Genomic DNA, 18760 nt, shown 5'->3' with positions numbered 1-18760 from the left:
TGGGTCAGGTCTTCTTGCGGAACTTGGACACCGCGAGCGGCGCGGTCACGGCCGTGATCAGCACGGCCCAGCCGAGCACCATCCACACCGAGTTGCCCACCGGGGTGCCGTTGATCATGGCCCGGGCGGCGTCGGCGAGGTTCGACAGCGGGTTGTAGTCCGTGAAGGACTCCAGCCAGCCGGGCATCGAGGACGTCGGGGCGAAGATCGAGGAGCCGAACTGGAGCGGCATCAGCACGAGCATCGCCATGCCCTGGACGGCCTGCGCGGTCTTCATCGTCAGACCCAGCAGGATGAAGATCCACATCAGGGAGGCGCCGAAGACCATCGACAGACCGATCGCGCCGAACAGGTCCAGGACCGAGGTCTTGATCTCCAGGCCGAGCAGGAAGCCCATGCCGAGCAGGATCGCGGTGGCGATCAGCATCCGGCCGATCTCGACGACGATCTTCGCTATGAGGACGGAGGACCGGGCGATCGGCATCGTGCGGAACCGGTCCATCACCCCCTTCTTGAAGTCGTCGTTGACCCCCGTGCCGACGGCCATGGCGATGTTCATGCCCATCATCGCCATCAGGCCGGGGACCACGTAGTTGACGTACTCGTCGTTGTTGCCCTTGCCGGAGATCGCGCCGCCGAAGACGTAGACGAAGAGCAGGACGAAGATGATCGGCATCAGGACCGCGTCGAACATCGACTCCGGGTCCTGCTTGATCTGCAGCGCGTTGCGGCGCACCAGGGCGCCGATGTGGCGGAGGTTGGCGCGCAGGCCGATGCGGCCCTCGTCGACGGGCTCCCGCCGCACCCGGGGAGGGGTGTCGACGGGCGGCTTGGTGACCGTGGTCGTGGTCGTGCTCATGCGGCGACCTCCTCGGTGATCGTGTCGGAAGCGGACGTGGCGGAGGTCTTCTCGCCCGTGATGGCCAGGAACACCTCGTCCAGGCTGGGCAGGTGGGTGCCGATGTGCGCGATGCCGAAGCCGCGCGCGCCCAGCAGGCCCACGACGGCGGTCAGCTGCTCGTCGCTCAGGATCGGGACGTACATCGCGCCCTCGTCGGGGACGACGGACGAGCCGGCGATGCCGTCCAGACCGGTCTCGCGCAGCGCCGTCGCCATCGCGGGCAGGTCGGCCGGGTCCACCGGGCGGACCGTGAGCGTGCGGCCGCCGACGCGGGCCTTGAGCTCGTCCACCTTGCCGTTGGCGATGACCTTGCCCCGGTCGACGACCGTCAGCTCGCTCGCGAGCTGCTCGGCCTCCTCCATGTACTGGGTGGTGAGCAGCACGGTCACTCCCTCGGCGACCATCTGCTTGACCTCGTCCCAGACCTCGTTGCGGGTGCGCGGGTCGAGGCCGGTGGTGGGCTCGTCCAGGTAGAGGACGGCCGGGCGGCCGATCATCGACGCGGCGAGGTCGAGCCGGCGGCGCATACCGCCGGAGTACTGCGCCGCGGGCCGCTTGGCGGCCTCGGTGAGCGAGAACCGCTCCAGCAGCTCGTCGGCGCGGCGCCGGGCGTCCTGGCGGGAGAGGTCGAGCAGCCGCCCGATCATGTACAGGTTCTCCCAGCCGGACAGCTTCTCGTCGACCGAGGCGTACTGGCCGGTGAGACCTATGGTGCGGCGGAGCTGGCGGGGCTGCTTCACCACGTCGTAGCCCGCGACGGTGGCGGTCCCGGCGTCCGGGACGATCAGGGTGGACAGGCAGCGGACGAGGGTGGTCTTCCCGGCGCCGTTCGGACCGAGCACGCCGAGGACCGTGCCCTCCCGGACATCGAGGTCGACCCCGTCGAGGGCCTTCGTCTCGCCGTAGTGCTTCACGAGGCCTCGTACCTCGACGGCGTTGTGTGTGGATCGCGTCATGGAGCCACTACATCAGGCACCACCGACAACGCACCGACAGACGACCGACAGGCGGCCCACATCCCGTCGACGGAAACCGACAGCCCGCCGATGGGGGAAGGTCGGCGGGCTGTCGTTCGTACCACTGTGGCCAGGGGCGACTAGCCGAGGGGGGACTAGTGGAAGGTGTGCTCCTCGGCGGGGAACGCCCCGCCGCTGACGTCCTCCGCGAAGGCCCGGGCGGCATCGCCGAGGGTGGCGCGGAGGTTCGCGTACTGCTTGGTGAAGCGCGGCACCTTGCCGCCGGTCAGCCCGGCCATGTCGGTCCAGACGAGGACCTGGGCGTCGGTGTGCGGTCCGGCGCCGATGCCGATGGTCGGGATGTGCAGGGAGCGGGTGACCTCGGCGGCCAGCTCGGCCGGGACGAGTTCGAGGACGACGGCGAAGGCACCCGCGTCCTGGGCGGCCTTGGCGTCGCTGAGCAGCCGGTGCGCGGCCTCGTCGGTGCGGCCCTGCACGCGGTAGCCCATGGTGTTCACGGACTGCGGGGTCAGGCCCAGGTGCGACATGACCGGGATGCCGGCCTGGACGAGCAGCTCGGTCTGCGGCAGCGAACGCTCGCCGCCCTCCAGCTTGATCGCTCCGACGCCCGCGTCCTTGACGAGCCGGGTCGCGTTGCGCAGGGCCTGGACGGGCCCTTCCTGGTACGAGCCGAAGGGGAGGTCGCCGACGACGAGGGCGCGCTTGGTGCCCCGTACGACGGCGGCGGACAGGAGGGTCATCTCGTCCATCGTGACGGGCACGGTGGTGTCGTACCCGAGATGGCAGTTGCCCATGGAGTCGCCGACGAGCACGACCGGGATGCCGGCCTCGTCGAAGACGGACGCGGTCATCGCGTCGTAGGCGGTGAGCATGGGCCACTTCTCGCCACGGGCCTTGGCGGCGGCGATGTCGTGGACGGTGATACGGCGCGTGCCCTTGCCTCCGTACAGCGCCTTGCTGCTGTCGGGGGACTGCGTCGGGGCAGGCTGAGGCGTCATGGTGAACGGCTCCTTCGTCATCTCGAGGCGCCCTGACGGCGTCCCCGGACCACATCCATGGTGGCACTTCCCGCGGGGGCGGGGGAAGTGCGGCGAAGTGGCGCTCTTCACACCACCGTGGCCGCCGCACGGCCGCCGTCGTGCCGGCCACCGGCACCGAAGATTTTCGGCATGTGCGTACGAATGTGCGCGTTCTGTCACAGCCCCCGGCAGGGCGTCGAACGCCGGAACCCGCCGCGCGGCCCTGTCGTCCCACGTGGCAGTACGGCGGACCCCGGCATCACCTAGTGTCGACGTCGGGTCGCAGAGCAAGGCAGCACGACGGCAAGGCAGTGAGGACTGAGTGATGGCGCGGGTGGACATGGCGGAGACCGAGAACGGCGGCGCCCGGGACGAGCGCTCCGGATCCCGGTTCCGAGCGGCGCTCGGCCGCCTGCGCGAGGACCGGGGCATCTGGCGCCGGGGCATCGTCCTGGCCTTCTGCGCGGTCCTGGTCACCCTGCTCATGGTCTTCCACGCCGAGATCCCCAACCGGATCGGCAACCTGGGCAGCCTCACCGAGACCTTCCTGCCCTGGCTGGGCGTCCTCCTGCCGGTCCTGCTGGTCCTCGCCCTGCTGCGGCGCTCCGCGACCGCGCTGATCGCCCTGCTCCTGCCGACCGTGGTCTGGGCGAACCTCTTCGGCGGCCTGATCACCGACAAGTCGGAGACGGGCGGCGACCTCACCTTCGCCACCCACAACGTGAACGCCGACAACCCCGACCCCGAGGGGACCGCACGCCAGATCGCCGGGTCCGGCGCGGACGTGGTCGCCCTGGAGGAGCTCAAGGGGGACATGGTCCCGGTCTACGAGAAGGGCCTGGCCGACACGTACAAGTACCACGCGGTCGAGGGCACGGTCGGGCTGTGGAGCAAGTACCCGCTGCGTGGCGCCGCCCCCGTCGACATCGGGATGGGCTGGACCCGGGCGATGCGCGCCACCGTCACCACGCCGAAGGCCGAGGTCGCCGTCTACGTCGCCCACCTCCCCTCCGTGCGGGTCAAGATGAACGCGGGCTTCACCGCCAACCAGCGCGACAACAGCGCGAACCTGCTGGGCGAGGCGATCGCCGGCGAGTCGCACGAGCGGATCGTCCTGCTCGGCGACCTCAACGGCACGATGAACGACCGCGCCCTCAACGCCGTCACCGCGCAGATGCGCTCGACCCAGGGCGCGTCCGGCGACGGCTTCGGCTTCAGCTGGCCGGCCTCGTTCCCGATGGCGCGGATCGACCAGATCCTGGTGAAGGGCGTGGAGCCGGTCTCCTCGTGGACGCTGCCGGAGACGAAGAGCGACCACCTGCCGATCGCGGCGCGCGTCACGCTCTGACCGAACCGCGGCCGGGACGAAACCTCCTCGTCACCGGGCGGAGGCCGAGCGGAACATTCCACCTGAGAGTATTTGTTCAGTCGAAGAACTATTTCGTCTGGAAAGGCTCTCCCCATGCCCCTGGCGCTGCTCGCGCTCGCCGTCTCCGCCTTCGGCATCGGCACCACCGAGTTCGTGATGATGGGCCTGCTGCCCAACGTCGCCGCCGACCTCGGCACCTCCGTCCCGACGGCCGGGCACCTCGTCTCCGCGTACGCCATCGGCGTCGTCGTCGGCGCTCCGCTGCTCACCGCGCTCGGCTCGCGGGTGCCGCGCAAGCGGATGCTGCTCCTGCTGATGGCGCTGTTCGTCGTCGGGAACCTGGCCTCCGCGCTCGCACCCGGCTTCGGCTGGCTGGTCGCCGGCCGGGTCCTCGCGGGCCTGCCGCACGGCGCGTTCTTCGGCGTCGGCGCCGTCGTCGCCGCCCGCCTGGTGGCGGAGGGGCGGCAGGCGCGGGCGGTCGCCACGATGTTCCTGGGTCTCACGGTCGCCAACATCCTCGGCGTACCGGCGGCGACCCTGCTCGGCCAGCACCTCGGCTGGCGCTCCACCTTCCTCGTGGTCACCGTCATCGGCCTGCTGGCCATGGCGGCGCTCGCCCGGCTCGTGCCGGACGTCCCCGTCGACGAGCGGCAGAGCCTGGGCCGCGAGGCCCGCGCGCTCGGCCGGGCGCAGGTGCTGCTCGGCCTGCTGACCGCCGTCTTCGGCTTCGCGGGCGTCTTCGCCGTCTACTCCTACCTCGCCTCGATGACCACCGAGGTGATGGGCTTCGGGGAGTCCTCCGTCACCCTCGTCCTCGCCCTCTTCGGCATCGGCATGACGGCCGGCGCCCTGGCGGCGGGCCCGCTGACCGACCGGGCCCTGCGGCCGACGCTGTACGGCTCGCTCACCGCCCTGATGCTCGTCCTGGTCGCCTTCCGCTTCACCATCCACGTGCCGTGGCTGGCCCTGGTGACGGTCGTCGTCCTCGGCGCCGTCGGCTTCATGACCACCACCCCGCTCCAGATGCTGGTCATGAACAAGGCCAAGGACGCCCCGACCCTGGCCTCCGCCTCCAACCACTCCGCCTTCAACCTGGCCAACGCGGGCGGCGCCTGGGCGGGCGGCGCGGCCGTCGCCACCGGCTGGGGCTGGACCTCCCCGACCCTGGTCGGCGCGGCCCTGGCGGCCGTCGGCCTGGCGATCGCGGTGGCGGCGGGCCTGCTGGACCGCACCCGCACACCGGGGGCGGCCTCCCGCGTCATCACGGGAGGCGCCTCGGTGACCTCGGATTCGTCGGTGCCTTCCGCCTCTGCCGCCGCCTCTGCCGTCGCCGTCGCGGACGGGCAGGCGGCGGCGGTCAGCGGATCGGGGACTCGCGCCAGCGGTTCGTGATCGGGAGGCGGCGGTCCTTGCCGAAGCCCTTGGCCGAGGTCTTGGTGCCCGGCGGGTACTGGCGGCGCTTGTACTCCGCCGTGTCCACCATCCGCAGGGTCCGCGTCACCAGCTCCTCGTCGAAGCCGGCCGCGACGATGGCGTCCCTGCCCTGGTCGCGGTCGACGTACAGGGACAGGATCCGGTCCAGGATGTCGTAGTCCGGCAGGGAGTCCGTGTCGACCTGGCCCGGGCGGAGTTCGGCGCTCGGGGGCTTGGTGATCGAGCTCTCCGGGATCGGCGGGGTCATGCCGCGTTCCTCCGCCGCCCGGTTGCGCCAACGCGCGAGTCGGAACACGGTCGACTTGTAGACATCCTTGATCGGGCCGTACGCGCCGACCGAGTCGCCGTACAGCGTCGAGTACCCCACCGCGAGCTCGGACTTGTTGCCCGGCGCGAGGACGAGGTGGCCCTCCTGGTTGGAGATCGCCATCAGCGTCGTGCCGCGCAGCCGGGACTGGAGGTTCTCCTCCGCGAGCCCGGTGAGGGCGAGCGCGCCCATGTACGCGTCGAACATCGCCTCGATCGACACCGTACGGAAGTTCAGCCCGGTGCGCCGGGCCAGGTCCGCCGCGTCGCCACGGGAGTGGTCCGAGGAGTACTTCGACGGCATCGAGACGCCGTACACGTTCCGCGCGCCGACCGCGTCGCAGGCGATCGAGGCCACGAGCGCCGAGTCGATGCCGCCCGACAGGCCGATGAGCACCGAACGGAAACCGTTCTTCGCGACGTACGCGCGCAGGCCCACGACCAGCGCCGAGTACACCTCCTCGTCGTCGTCGAGCCGGTCCGCGTGACCGCCCGTCAACTCCCGTTCGTAGGGCGGCAGCGGGTCCTCGGAGAGGATCACCCGGTCGATCCGCAGCCCGTCGTCGACGGTGCCGCTCGGCGCGTCGGGGGCGGCGGCCGGCAGGTCGAGGTCCACGATCACCGTGCCCTCCGAGAACTGCGGAGCCCGCGCCACCACCTCGCCCCGCGCGTCGACCACGATCGAGTCGCCGTCGAAGACCAGTTCGTCCTGGCCGCCGATCATGGCGAGGTAGGCGGTCGTGCAGCCCGCCTCCTGGGCCCGCTTGCGGACCAGTTCGAGGCGGGTGTCGTCCTTGTTCTGCTCGTACGGCGAGGCGTTGATCGACACGAGCAGCCCGGCACCGGCGCTGCGGGCCGCCGGCACCCGGCCGCCGTCCTGCCACAGGTCCTCGCAGATCGCGAGGGCCACGTCGACGCCGTGGACCCGCACGACGGGCATCGTGTCGCCCTGGACGAAGTAGCGGTACTCGTCGAAGACCCCGTAGTTGGGCAGGTGGTGCTTGGCGAACCGCAGCACCACCTCGCCCCGGTGCAGCACGGCGGCGGCGTTCTCCGGCGAACCGGCGGGCCGGCCGAGCCGGGGCCGGGCCCGGTCCGAACGGTCGAGGTAGCCGACGATCACGGGCAGCTCCCCGAGCCCCTCGGCGTCGAGGCGCCGGGCGAGCGCCCGCAGGGCGTCCCGGGACGCCTCGACGAAGGACGAGCGCAGCGCGAGGTCCTCGACGGGATACCCGGTCAGGACCATCTCGGGGAACGCGGCCAGATGCGCGCCCTGCTCCGCGCAGTGCCGGGTCCAGTGGACGATCGCCTCGGCGTTGCCGGAGAGATCGCCGACGGTCGAGTCGATCTGATTCAGAGCGAGGCGTAGTTGAGGCACGCGCCCAGTGTAATCGTCAGAGCGACGCTATGTCCTGTGGACGCGTGCCTCACGTGCCTGTGTGGCTCGTGTGGCCGCGTGCCTCGTGTGCCTGTGTGGCTCGTGGGGCCGCGTGCCCGTGTGCCTGTGTGGCTCGTGGGGCCGCGTGCTCGTGTGTCGTGTGTGCGCGGGTCGGGCGTCCGGCTACTTCGTCGGGCCGATCCAGATCGCTTCCTCGTGGTCGAGGATCGTCGGGCTGAGCTCCACCTGCATCTCGCCGTCCGCGGCGGCGGGGATCGAGAAGGCGAAGGAGCCCTTGGCCTGTTTGCCGGGGAGCACGTTGCCCCGGAACATCTCCGTCGCGTTGCTGCCGTCGAAGATGGCCTCGGCCTGCGCGCCCTCCGCGTCGCTCGCGTCCACCAGGGCGCCCGAGACGTCGAGCGTCTCCTTGCTGCCGTTGACGATCGTGACCGTCACCTGGAAGGCGCTGTTGCCCTTGGTGTGGCCGGCGGCGAACTGGTCGGGCCGGTAGACGCGCGGCTTGGAGACGGTGACCTTGATGCCGTCCTCGTACGTGAAGGTCTGGCCGAACTTCAGCGCCGCCGGGACGGTCTCGGTGGGCTCCGGCGCGGCCTCGCTCGTGGCGCCGGGCGCGGACGGGGCGGAGGACGCCTTCTCCTGCTTGGCGATCTCCTCGTCGATCCCCTTCGCGAACTCGTCCACGGCGAAGGCCAGGGCGATCAGCCACACGATCGAGACGACGAGCGCGACGGACCCGAGGACGAGGCCGGCGAGAGCCATGCCCTTGTTCGTCGCCTCGCCCTTGCGGGCGCGGCCGTGGCCGATGATGCCGAAGATCAGGGCCAGCACGCCCAGGATCGCCCCGAGCCAGAACGTGAACGGGAAGACGCCGAAGAGCAGGCCCACGAGGCCCAGGACCAGCGCGGTCACGCCGAGCCCGTTACGGGGCTGCTGGAACATCGGCTGAGGCGGCATCCCAGGTATCCCCGGCATCCCCGGCATCCCCGGTCCCCCCGGTCCGGCGGGGCCCGGCATCCCCGGGGCTCCCGGGGTTCCCAGGGCGGTCGGAGGCGTGCCGGGCGGCGTCGAGGGCGGAGGACTCCACGGGTTCTGATCGGGGGCGTTGTTGGGCGTGGTCATGCGGGTGTCCTCCGGGATGGCTGGGCTCAGGGAGCCGACGCTGGCCAGCTGATTATGGAGGAGCCAGGGGTTTTGTGATCAATCGGTGTCCGTACGGCGCGATCCGGGCGGCCTCGCCGAACTGCCGCGAGCCCGCGCGGCCCCACCCCGATCACCCGACGCGACGCTTCCCGCATAGCATCACGTACCACTATGTCCCGTTCCCGGCCCGACCCCAGCGCCGGCCCCCGGCCCGACCCCCGGCCCCGTAGGCCCGCCCCCCGGTCCGCGGTCGCCGCCCTGCTCGGGCTCGGCGCGCTCGCGTACAGCGCATGGGTCCTCGAAGTCGTCCTGCAGACCGGTCTCGACCCGCTGCGGACGTACGTCTCCGAACTGGCCGCCACCGACCAGCCCTTCGGCGGCTTCTTCCGGGCGAGCGACCTCACGGCCGGGCTCCTCGTCCTCGCGGCGGCGCTCACCGCACTCCTGACGTTCCGTCACCGGCGGGCCGGTCGTCTCACGCTCGGCGGGTGGATCGCCCTCGCGCTCTTCGGGGCGGCCACCGCCGTCGACTCCCGGCTGCCGCTCAGCTGCGCGCCCACCGCCGACCCGGCGTGCGCCGCCCGCGAGGCCGCCGGCCTGGTCCCGGCCACCCACACGGCCCACGCCGTCAGCTCCAGCCTCGCCGTGGCGGCGGCCCTGGCAGCCATGCTCGCCCTGACCGCCGCCGCACGCCGCCACCACGCCGGAACGCCCCTCTCCGGAACGCCCCTCGCCCGGCCGCCCCAAGCCGGACCGCCCCTCCCCGGAACGCCCCTCGCCCGGCCGCCCCAAGCCGGACCGCCCCTCTCCGGAACGCCCCTCGCCCGGCCGCCCCAAGCCGGACCGCCCCTCCCCGGAACGCCCCTCCCCGGAACGCCCCTCTCCGGAACGCCCCTGTGGCAGCCGCCCCTCGCCCGGCCGCTCCTCGTCCGGACCGGCCCGGTCCTCGTCGTCCTCGAACTGGCCGCCACCGTCTGGACCCTCACCGCCGTCGCCGCGTCCGAGGCGGGCCGGGGCACCTGGGCCCTGGGGGCCGGGCAGCGGCTCCAGGTCCTGCTCGTGGCAGTCTGGCTCGGCGTACTCGCCGCCTCGGTGGTCTCCGCCGACAGGGCGCGGCCGTGAGCAGCCGACAGGAAGCGGCCGTGAGCAGCGGACAGGGAGCGGCCATGAACATGTTCGTACGCGTCGGGGGCGTGGCCCACCACGTCGTCGTCGAGGGGGCCGGACCCGTCTGTGTGCTCAGCGCCGGTCTCGGCATGAGCTGGTTCGACTGGGACCCGGTCGTCCCGCTGCTCGCGCCCCACCGCACAGTCGTCCGCTTCGACCGCCCCGGCCACGGCCTCTCCGCCCCCGCCGCCGTCCCGCCCTCCGCCACGGGCGAGGGGCACCGCATCGCCGGCCTCCTCGACGCGCTGTCACTGCCGGGCCCGGTCACCGTCGTCGGGCACTCCATCGCCGGCTTCCACGCGGAGGCCTTCGCGCGGCTGCACCCGGCGCGCGCCGCCGGGCTCGTCCTCGTCGACGCGTCCGTGGAGGAGGACGCCCGTACGCCCGCCGCGCCCGCCCTGCGCACCGCCGCCGCCCGTGGCCTCGGCGCCCTGCTGTCGGCCGCCGGAGCCCCGGCCGCCCTCGGCCCTGCCGTCCGCCGCGCCACCGTACGGCTCTCCCGCGCCGCCGGTGGGGACCCGGCCCCCGCCGCCCTGGTACGCCGCTGCTACCGCACCTCCCGCGTGCTGCACGGCACGCTCCTGGAGAACACCCACTACCGCGCGGTCGCCGCCGAACTCCTCGCCCTGCGCGAGCGCGCCCCGCTGCCGCCCGACGTCCCCGTCACCGTTCTCGCCGCCCCGGACGGCTCCGCCCGCTGGGCGGGCCGCCAGCACGCACTGGCCCGGCGGCTCGGCGCCCGCTACGAGGCGGTCGAGCCGTCGGGCCATCTGGTGATGTTGGACCGCCCGGACGCGGTGGCCCGAGCGGTCCTGCACGCCCGCGAGACGCCGCGGGCCATGCCGCGGGAGGGCTAGGAAGCGGCGTAGACGCTCTCGCAGAACGCCTTGATCTGCTCGTCCGACAGGTGCTGGGCGAGATCGGCCTCGCTGATCATGCCGATGAGCCGCTTGTTCTCGATGACGGGGAGACGGCGGATCTGGTGGCTCTGCATCTCCTCCAGGACCGCGCCCACGTCCGAACCCGCGTCGATCCAGCGCGGGGTGCCGTGGGCCATCTCGCCACAGGTGATCTTCGACGGGTCGTGGCCCATGGCCACGCAGCCGACCACGATGTCGCGGTCCGTGATGATCCCGCAGAGGCGTTCGTTCTCGTCCGCGATCGGCAGCGCGCCGACATTGAGGTCGCGCATCATCTGGGCCGCGCGGTCGAGCGTCTCGTGAGCCGGGATCCACTGGGCCCCGGAGTGCATGATGTCCTTCGCCGTGGTCATGGGGTGCGTACCTCCGTTGCACGTCGTCGTACGTCCCCGAGCCTCCACCATTGTCCGCGTACGCGGCGGCCCCCGCGACCGCTGGGGTCACGGGGGCCGTATCAAGGGCCGGCGGGCGCGACGGCGGTCGCCACCGGGCTCACGGTGGCGGGCGCGACGGCGCGGCGGTCGCCACCGGGCTCACGCGCGTGGCTTCGCGCCCCGCTCCTTCAGCAGCTGCGCCATCAGGCCGATCTCGGACTCCTGCGCGTCGACCATGCCCTGCGCGAGGTTCCGCTCGATCTCCACCGAGCACCTGTCCACACAGCCCTGGGCCATGTGCACCCCGCCCTTGTGGTGGTCGGTCATCAGCTGGAGGTAGAGGATCTCCGCCTCCTTGCCGTCGGCCTTCCGCAGGCGGTCCAGCTCGGTCCGGGTCGCCATGCCCGGCATCAGCGCCCCGTCGAGCGGACCGGCGTCGCCGTGCCCGCCCATGCCCATCCAGGACATCGGCTCGGTGCCCGACTCGACCTTCGGCAGCCCCCACATGTCCAGCCAGCCCAGCATCATGCCGCGCTGGTTGGCCTGGGTGTTGGCGATGTCGTACGCCAGCCGGCGCACGTCCGCGTCGTCGGTGCGGTCGCGGACGATGAAGGACATCTCGACGGCCTGCTGGTGATGGACCGACATGTCTCGGGCGAACCCCGCGTCCGCCGAGGCCGACGTCGGGGTGGCCGGCGCGTCCTCCCGGTCGGCGGAGGCGACCGTCACCGCGCCCCCGGCGAAGAGCAGGGCGAGGACGACCGCGGCGATCGAGGCCCCGTGCGTACGGGTCAGCTTCACTGGGTGGCCCCGACGCCACCGGTGCAGGCGGCGCCCGGCTCCGGGGTCTGCGGGCCCTGCAGGTACTTGGTGAAGAAGGCGTCGATGCGCGGGTCGTTCGCGTCGTCCACGGTCACCTGCTTGCCCCAGGCGCTCAGCATGATCGCGCCGGCCTGGTCGTCGACCGGGCTCATCAGGGAGTACGGGGTCTTGCCGACCTTGTCGGCCAGCTTCTTCACGTCGGCCTCCGCGGCCTTCTTGCTGTACGTGACCCAGACCGCGCCGTGCTCCAGCGAGTGCACGGCGTTCATCTCGGCGATCTTCGTCGTGTAGACGTCGCCGTCGCAGTTCTGCCAGACCTGGTCGTGGTCACCGCCGACCGGGGGCTTCATCTCGTAGGTGACGGGGGTCGTCACGTGGTTGCGCCCGAGCTTCTTGGCGTCCCAGGACTTCTCGTCCTTGATGGGGGCCTTGGCGGCGGCCTCCTGCTGCTCCTTCTTCTCGGACTGCTGGTTGAGGACGTAGCCGCCGAAGCCGACGAGGCTCAGGACGACCACGGCGGAGACGCCGATGGTGATGAAGCGGTTTCTGCGCTCGCGGGCCTGCTCGGCGCGGCGCATCTCCTCTATTCGGGCGCGGCGGTCGGCGTTGGCGGAGCGGTTGGCGGCCATGGTGGTGTCGTCCTTCTCGGATGTGGGGTGGCGTCAGGCGTCGGGCGTGAGCCGGGGGCGGGCGGTGGGTACGACCCGTCGGCTATGTCCGCAGGACTTGAAGGACGTGCAGGTCCGGCGCGCGCGGCTGCGCTCCGGAGCGGGACACCCGGCCGGTGGCGTACGCCGGTACGGGGCCCGCGAGCCGGCCCTCCGCGTGTGGCGGGGGCGCCGGCGGCGGCGCGGTGAGCACCGCGGGGCTGAGCGAGGGGAAGAGGGAGCAGCCGCCTCGGTCGTACGGGCAGACGTACTCGTCCACGGCGACGGCGGCGGTCCGGTGATGGGCGCGGGGCGACCCGTCGTGGGCGGCGGCCGAGGTCGGGTCACCGGTGGCACCCAGACAGACGAAGAGCGCGGCGAGGAGCGTCGCCACGGCACTCGCCAGTGCCATGGGACGCGCGCGCCGGGACAGGCGTACGAGTGGAGTGCCCCCCATGGGCCGAGATCGTAGTGGCCGGAGCGTCGCGAGGGGACAGCCGGGGGGAACGTGAGGAGGAACAGCAGGGAACGGACGCCCGGATCCGGCCGTTCCCCCATTACCTGAGTCACATCCGAGCGGGCACTATGGGTGTGCAACGTGCGCGAAACCATGTGGTGGGATGCTCAGGTGCCCCCCGATGTGCCCGAGGCGGTGGGAACAGGCGGCCTGACCAGCAAAGATGGGTGTGGAAATGGACAAGCAGCAGGAATTCGTGCTCCGGACGTTGGAAGAGCGTGACATCCGGTTCGTGCGCCTGTGGTTCACCGACGTACTCGGCTTCCTGAAGTCGGTGGCCGTGGCGCCCGCCGAGCTTGAGCAGGCGTTCGACGAGGGCATCGGCTTCGACGGCTCCGCCATCGAGGGCTTCGCCCGGGTGTACGAGTCGGACATGATCGCCAAGCCGGACCCGGGCACGTTCCAGATCCTGCCGTGGCGTGCGGAGGCCCCGGGCACCGCCCGGATGTTCTGCGACATCCTGATGCCGGACGGCTCGCCGTCCTACGCCGACCCCCGTTTCGTCCTCAAGCGCATCCTGGCCAAGACCTCGGATCTGGGCTTCACCTTCTACACCCACCCCGAGATCGAGTTCTTCCTGCTGAAGAACAAGCCGCTGGACGGTACGAAGCCGACGCCTGCCGACAACTCCGGCTATTTCGACCACACCCCGCAGAACGTGGGCATGGACTTCCGCCGCCAGGCCATCACCATGCTCGAATCCATGGGCATCTCGGTGGAGTTCTCCCACCACGAGGGCGCGCCGGGCCAGCAGGAGATCGACCTCCGCTACGCGGACGCGCTCTCCACGGCCGACAACATCATGACCTTCCGCCTGGTCATGAAGCAGGTGGCGCTGGAACAGGGCGTGCAGGCCACGTTCATGCCGAAGCCGTTCTCGGAGTACCCCGGCTCGGGCATGCACACCCACCTCTCCCTCTTCGAGGGCGACCGGAACGCGTTCTACGAGTCGGGCGCGGAGTACCAGCTCTCCAAGGTGGGCCGCTCCTTCATCGCGGGCCTCCTGAAGCACGCGGCCGAGATCTCGGCCGTCACCAACCAGTGGGTCAACTCCTACAAGCGCATCTGGGGCGGCTCGGCCCGCAGCGCGGGCGCGGGCGGCGAGGCCCCCTCGTACATCTGCTGGGGCCACAACAACCGCTCGGCCCTGATCCGCGTCCCGATGTACAAGCCGGGCAAGACGGGCTCGTCCCGCGTCGAGGTCCGCTCGATCGACTCGGGCGCGAACCCCTACCTCACCTACGCGGTCCTGCTCGCGGCGGGCCTCAAGGGCATCGAAGAGGGCTACGAACTCCCGGCCGGCGCCGACGACGACGTCTGGGCCCTCTCGGACGCCGAACGCCGCGCGATGGGCATCGAACCCCTCCCGCAGAACCTGGGCGAGGCGATCGCCCTGATGGAGAAGAGCGAACTGGTCGCGGAGACCCTGGGCGAGCACGTCTTCGACTTCTTCCTGCGCAACAAGAAGCAGGAGTGGGAGGAGTACCGCTCCGAGGTCACCGCCTTCGAGCTGCGCAAGAGCCTGCCGGTGCTCTAGCCGTCGGGAAATCGGCTGCGGGGCGGCGGGGGCGGGTGGTAGTCAGGCCCGATGGATGGGTTGTGGACCGAGCGGCTTGAGCTGCACCGCCTCTCCGTCGGGGAGGCCGAGCGGATCGTCGGGAGGGAGTCGCGGGGCTCCGACCGGTGGGCCGAGGGGTATCCCGGCGACGGGGACGTCGCAGGCGCGCGCGGGTTCCTGAGCGGGTGGGCCGCGCGCGGGGATCCCGGGGTGTTCGGGGCGTACGAGATCCGGCGACGCCTCGACCGGGTCGCCGTCGGGGGGATCGGGTTCCACGGGCCGCCCGACGAGGGGCGGTTCGTGACCGTGGGCTATGGGCTCGTGCCCGGCGTACGCGGGCAGGGGTACGCCACCGAGGCCCTGCGCGCCCTGCTCGAACTGGCCCGGGCGCAGGGGGTCGCCGGAGCGAAGGGCGACGCCGACCTCGGCAACGTCGCCTCCCAGCGCGTGATGCGGGCCGCCGGCATGCGGTACGCCGGTGAGGACGAGCGCGTGCGGTACTACCGCGTGGAGTTCGACGGAGGCAGCGCGCGGGAGGGGTGAGCCGGGCCCGGTCGGGTAGGGCGGGGCCTGCGGTCGGCGGTCGGCGTTCGGACCGCGGGGATCTCGCCTCGCCTCCGGACCCGCCCCCCGCTCAGCGTTCCGAGAGTTCCGACGGGGCCTCCTGGACCACCCAGCCGTTGCCGTCCGGATCCGTGAAGGTGAGGAAGGAGTTCCAGGTCTCGCCCTTGCCCGGTTCCCAGCCCGTCGCGCCCACGTGGCGGACGGGGCTGACGTCCACGCCCCGGGCCGCCAGCTCGTCGTGGGCCGCCTCGATGTCGGTGACGCAGAGCTGGAGGCCCTGCAGGCTGCCCGGGGCCATCGCCTTCGCGCCCGGCATCGGCGGCATGCCGCTCTCCATCGCGATCGAGCAGCGCGAGCCCGGGGGCGTCACCTGGATGAGGCGGATGCCCGGCGAGACCTCGGTGTCGAGGTCGACCGTGAAGCCGCACTTGTCGCCGTAGAACTCCTTGGCCCGGTCCAGATCGGTCACGGGGACGAGGACGACTTCGAGCGTCCAGTTCATGACAGGTCTCCTCAGAAACGCCAGCGGGTCTGACCGAAGGGGTCGCCCTTGGCGAAGCCGAAGACCGTGCGCGGCGCGACGGCGAACACCAGGGCGGTCCCACCGTCGCCCACGAACGCCCCGTCGCGCACGTCGAATCGCCAATCAGGACCGTACTTCTCGACATACGCGTCAGCCAGCGCCCGTAGCCGCGCCTCATCCGTCAGCTGGACGGCCTCGCCCTCCACCACCACGTCGAAGCCCGCGCCGAGCGCCGGCGTCCCGGTCGTGAGGACGACCTCCCTGTTCTGCGCCAGGTTGCGCGCCTTGCGCTCCTCCGGGCCGGTGCAGAAGTGCAGCGCGTCCGCCGACCAGACCGCGATCAGCGGAGTGACATGGGGACGGCCGTCCGGGCGGACGGTGGTCAGCCAGAAGACCTCGGCGTCCGCGAGCCGCTCGGCCGCCGCCGACCACGCGGCGGGACGGGCCTCCGGGTCGCTGAAGCGGGGGTCCAGGGTCGGTTCGGGGGTCATCGTCGTCTCCTCCGGAGGGGGATGCCTACGTACCTATGACCCTCGGCCCCGCCCCGACTCATCGCACCGCGGGTGTCCAGTGCAGCTTTCCGTCCAGGCCCATCGCCGCCACGCCGTCCACGACCCCGCCCGGCGCGCCCGAGACGAGGAAGTCCTGCAGCGTCCACAGCGGCTGCGCGTTCGTGCCCCCGTTCCCGGACAGGCCGCCGGTCGTGCCCCGGCCCGCGCGTCCGGCCGCCTCCGGGGCCGTCGCCAGGACACCCGTACGGGAGCGGACCGCGAGCATGCCGGGGCCGCCGCCCACCGGGCCGTAGCCCGCGACGCCGCCCGCCACCTCGGTGACCGGCGAGGCGAGGCCACCGCCGGTGCCGGGGAGGTCGGCCGTGCGGAGGTCGGCCGAGGCAGGCTTGCGGAACCAGAGCCGTATGCCGTCGCCGTCGGGCGAGGGGCCTGCGTTCAGCGCCAGCGTCGTCGTCGGCAGACCGGTCGGCCTGGCCGCGCCCAGCGGCGCGCCGGGGCGCGTCTGCGACCAGGTGAGGACCGTCTTCGCGGTGCCCGCGAAGACGTGGACCCGGCCCGCCGCGTCCGTCGTCGCCACCGGATCGCCGTAGAGGGTGGCCGGGGTCGCGATGACGGCGGTGCCGGTCCGCCCGCCGGCGCCGACGGTCGCCCGGGGGGAGGCGCCGGCCTTGCCGGAGGACCCGGCGCCGAGAGCCGCCTCGCCGGACGCGCCGGTCGCCGAAGTGCCCGCCCCGGACGTCCCCGTGGCGGTCGTCCGCGCGACCGCCGCCAGACGGCGCCACGGGCCCCAGACGCCGTCCCCGCCCTGCTCGCGGGCGGTCAGCCGGTGCGCGCTGTCGCGCAGGACCAGCGTCAGCCGGCCGGTGCCGTCGACCGCCACCGCCGGGGCGCTGATGTCCGACGTGCCCCGGGCGTCGTTCCGCTCGGGCGTGCCGAGCGAACGCCACGGCCCGAAGGAGCCGCCCGGCGCCGACTGCGTGGTCGTCACGACCTCACGGCGGTACGTCCCCGCCGACGCGCCGATGGTCGTCCGGGTGCCGAAGACGGCGATCCGCTCGTCCGGCAGGCGTATCGACGTCACCCCGCTGTCCAGGCCGGCGCCGGGCAGCAGCACCGGCCCCTGCCACTCGGCGGCCGCGCCCGTCGGCTTCGTCCACACCGCGAGGCGCCCGTCGAGCACCGCGAACGCGTGCAGGCCGCCGTCCCGGTCGCGCTGCACCCAGGAGGTGGAGGTGTTCCGGGCGTACCGGAGGGTCTGCGTCCAGCCGACGCCCGCCGGCCGCTCGGCGACCTTGAGATCGCCGCAGCCGGCCGGGTCGCCGCAGTCGTTGACGCCGTCGGACCAGGCGTACGTCCGCAGGGTGCGCAGCTTGGCCTCGGCCGACACCGGGTCGAGGGTGTGCGGCAGCGAGCCCGTGGGATAGCCGAGGTAGTTCTGGACGCCGAAGTGCGGGCGGCCCGAGGCGGTGGCCCGCGCGGCGTACCGCTCCAGGGCGGCCTGCGCGAACCGGGCGCCGTAGAGGTGGTCCTGGTGGTCGGTGAGCGCCCCGGTCTTCGCGTTCCGGCCCGGCGTCGGGTCCTGCATCCGGACGAACGTCGGCCGGATCCGCTCCAGGATCCCGGTGAGGGCGTCGATCACCTGGTCCTTGCTGTACGTGAAGTCGGCGGCGACCGGGGTGCCGGTGGCGCGCTGGGACGCGAGGACCGGGACCCGGCCGTTCCACAGGCCGTTCAGGCTGTGCGGCCGGTCGGCGTTGATCGCGCCCGCCTCGCTCAGCTGGAGCCAGGCGAGGCTGACCTGGGGGGCCGCGCGCAGGATGTCCAGTTCGGCGGCCCCGCCGCCGACGGTGGGTATGGAGACGCGGTCCCATGGGCTGGTGCGGTTGCCGGTGGCCATCTCGGCGTACGCCGCGCGTATGCCGTTCTGCCGGGCCGCCGCGAAGCCGGCCTTGTCGGGGGCGGGCTTGACGGCGGTGCGCCGGCCGGCGTTGACGCCGTCCGACTCGCCGGACGTCAGGTACACCGTCGTCAGCGACCTGCCGGAGCGGATCGACTGGGCGGTGTCCGGGTTCATGAAGTAGAGGTCGTCGTCCGGGTGGGCCACGATCTGCGCCACGGCGACATCCGGGGTACGGACCGGTGTCACGGCGTGCCGCCCGGCCCGCCCGTCGGCCTTCCCGGACCCGCCCTCGGCCTTCCCCGGCCGGCCGTCGGCCCCCTCACCCCGGTCGGCGACCGACCCGGGTGGCACCGCCCGGCCCTCGTTCGCCTCGGCTCCGAAGACGGAGCCGGAGGTCAGCTGGAGGAGTCCCACGAAGGAACCGGCGACGACGGCGGTCGTCGTCAGGACGGAGACAGGGCGGAGGCGGCGGCGGACGGGCATCGAGTGTGTGCTGCGCTTTCGAAGGTGGGGCAGACGTGACGAGGGTGACGTGATGAGGCTGAGGTGGCTTGCGCCTGGAAGACGGACCTTTAAGCAATACGGTTCATCGGCGGCGAATAGTGAGGAATGTGCGAGGCGTCACGTGTGATCTGTTCCGAAACAAAGGTCCGATCTGGGAAGGGATCGGCGGACCCCACCTGACCCACGCGCCCCGGGGCGACCCGGCAC

18 protein-coding genes are annotated in these 18760 nt (G+C 72.3%); 6 read left to right on the top strand and 12 right to left on the bottom strand.

What is annotated here, in order from left to right:
• Positions 1-4: 4 nt before the first annotated feature.
• The 3 genes from ACIPPS_RS17985 to panB all read right to left on the bottom strand — a co-directional run bounded on the left by ACIPPS_RS17985 (position 5) and on the right by panB (position 2876).
• Positions 5-859, bottom strand: a complete 855-nt coding sequence (locus ACIPPS_RS17985; protein WP_401432611.1) for an ABC transporter permease — start codon at positions 857-859, stop codon at positions 5-7.
• Positions 856-1857 (bottom strand): ATP-binding cassette domain-containing protein, encoded by a 1002-nt coding sequence (locus ACIPPS_RS17980; RefSeq protein ID WP_401432608.1) that lies wholly within the window; start codon positions 1855-1857, stop codon positions 856-858. Before ACIPPS_RS17980 ends, ACIPPS_RS17985 begins: the two co-directional genes overlap by 4 nt.
• A 155-nt stretch (positions 1858-2012) precedes the next feature.
• Positions 2013-2876, bottom strand: coding sequence for a 3-methyl-2-oxobutanoate hydroxymethyltransferase (gene panB, locus ACIPPS_RS17975; protein ID WP_401432606.1), 864 nt, complete (start codon positions 2874-2876; stop codon positions 2013-2015).
• Between the two features lie 346 nt (positions 2877-3222).
• Between panB and ACIPPS_RS17970 the strand changes: the two genes are divergently transcribed.
• On the top strand, positions 3223-4245 hold the full coding sequence (locus tag ACIPPS_RS17970; RefSeq protein ID WP_401432603.1) for an endonuclease/exonuclease/phosphatase family protein: 1023 nt from the start codon (positions 3223-3225) through the stop codon (positions 4243-4245).
• Positions 4246-4359: 114 nt separating this feature from the next.
• On the top strand, positions 4360-5658 hold the full coding sequence (locus ACIPPS_RS17965) for an MFS transporter (RefSeq protein WP_401432600.1): 1299 nt from the start codon (positions 4360-4362) through the stop codon (positions 5656-5658).
• Here the strand turns inward: ACIPPS_RS17965 and ACIPPS_RS17960 are convergent.
• Entirely contained in the window at positions 5624-7384 is a 1761-nt protein-coding gene (locus tag ACIPPS_RS17960; RefSeq protein ID WP_401432597.1) for an NAD+ synthase, read from the bottom strand. The two genes, ACIPPS_RS17965 and ACIPPS_RS17960, sit on opposite strands and share 35 nt — an antisense overlap.
• A 183-nt stretch (positions 7385-7567) precedes the next feature.
• Positions 7568-8359: a DUF4190 domain-containing protein gene (locus tag ACIPPS_RS17955; RefSeq protein WP_401432595.1), complete on the bottom strand. Its 792-nt coding sequence runs from the start codon at positions 8357-8359 to the stop codon at positions 7568-7570.
• A gap of 357 nt (positions 8360-8716) precedes the next feature.
• Here ACIPPS_RS17955 and ACIPPS_RS17950 point away from each other — a divergent pair, with 357 nt between their 5' ends.
• Positions 8717-9667 carry a DUF998 domain-containing protein gene (locus ACIPPS_RS17950; RefSeq protein WP_401432592.1) on the top strand — a complete coding sequence of 317 codons (951 nt, stop codon included), beginning with the start codon at positions 8717-8719 and terminating at the stop codon, positions 9665-9667.
• Positions 9668-9711: 44 nt separating this feature from the next.
• A complete protein-coding gene (locus tag ACIPPS_RS17945; protein WP_401433135.1) occupies positions 9712-10569 on the top strand; it encodes an alpha/beta fold hydrolase in 858 nt (285 codons plus the stop codon).
• Here ACIPPS_RS17945 and ACIPPS_RS17940 read toward each other — a convergent pair.
• The 4 genes from ACIPPS_RS17940 to ACIPPS_RS17925 all read right to left on the bottom strand — a co-directional run bounded on the left by ACIPPS_RS17940 (position 10566) and on the right by ACIPPS_RS17925 (position 12932).
• On the bottom strand, positions 10566-10985 hold the full coding sequence (locus ACIPPS_RS17940; RefSeq protein WP_401432589.1) for a CBS domain-containing protein: 420 nt from the start codon (positions 10983-10985) through the stop codon (positions 10566-10568). The two genes, ACIPPS_RS17945 and ACIPPS_RS17940, sit on opposite strands and share 4 nt — an antisense overlap.
• A gap of 180 nt (positions 10986-11165) precedes the next feature.
• On the bottom strand, positions 11166-11801 hold the full coding sequence (locus ACIPPS_RS17935) for a DUF305 domain-containing protein (RefSeq protein WP_401433132.1): 636 nt from the start codon (positions 11799-11801) through the stop codon (positions 11166-11168).
• 2 nt (positions 11802-11803) lie between these two features.
• Positions 11804-12457: a DUF3105 domain-containing protein gene (locus ACIPPS_RS17930; RefSeq protein WP_401432587.1), complete on the bottom strand. Its 654-nt coding sequence runs from the start codon at positions 12455-12457 to the stop codon at positions 11804-11806.
• An 82-nt stretch (positions 12458-12539) separates the two neighbouring features.
• Positions 12540-12932, bottom strand: a complete 393-nt coding sequence (locus tag ACIPPS_RS17925) for a hypothetical protein (RefSeq protein ID WP_401432585.1) — start codon at positions 12930-12932, stop codon at positions 12540-12542.
• A gap of 235 nt (positions 12933-13167) precedes the next feature.
• Here ACIPPS_RS17925 and glnA point away from each other — a divergent pair, with 235 nt between their 5' ends.
• Together glnA and ACIPPS_RS17915 are read left to right on the top strand one after the other, a co-directional pair.
• A complete protein-coding gene (gene glnA / locus ACIPPS_RS17920) occupies positions 13168-14529 on the top strand; it encodes a type I glutamate--ammonia ligase (RefSeq protein ID WP_401432582.1) in 1362 nt (453 codons plus the stop codon).
• Between the two features lie 51 nt (positions 14530-14580).
• Positions 14581-15093: a GNAT family N-acetyltransferase gene (locus tag ACIPPS_RS17915; protein ID WP_401432579.1), complete on the top strand. Its 513-nt coding sequence runs from the start codon at positions 14581-14583 to the stop codon at positions 15091-15093.
• Positions 15094-15184: 91 nt separating this feature from the next.
• Here the strand turns inward: ACIPPS_RS17915 and ACIPPS_RS17910 are convergent, their stop codons facing one another.
• Genes ACIPPS_RS17910 through ACIPPS_RS17900 form a run of 3 tightly spaced genes read right to left on the bottom strand, consistent with a single transcriptional unit; the run spans position 15185 to position 18532 of the window.
• Positions 15185-15616, bottom strand: a complete 432-nt coding sequence (locus tag ACIPPS_RS17910) for a VOC family protein (protein WP_401432576.1) — start codon at positions 15614-15616, stop codon at positions 15185-15187.
• Between the two features lie 11 nt (positions 15617-15627).
• Positions 15628-16128, bottom strand: a complete 501-nt coding sequence (locus ACIPPS_RS17905) for a pyridoxamine 5'-phosphate oxidase family protein (RefSeq protein WP_401432573.1) — start codon at positions 16126-16128, stop codon at positions 15628-15630.
• Between the two features lie 58 nt (positions 16129-16186).
• The gene (locus ACIPPS_RS17900; protein ID WP_401432570.1) at positions 16187-18532 is read right to left on the bottom strand and encodes a PIG-L family deacetylase; all 2346 of its coding nucleotides are present in this window, start codon (positions 18530-18532) and stop codon (positions 16187-16189) included.
• Between the last annotated feature and the right edge of the window lie 228 nt (positions 18533-18760).

This window comes from Streptomyces sp. NPDC090127 (assembly GCF_044746945.1).
Taxonomy (GTDB): domain Bacteria; phylum Actinomycetota; class Actinomycetes; order Streptomycetales; family Streptomycetaceae; genus Streptomyces.
The sequence above is the reverse complement of the archived record's forward strand: the minus strand, read 5'-3'. Positions and strand labels throughout refer to the sequence as shown.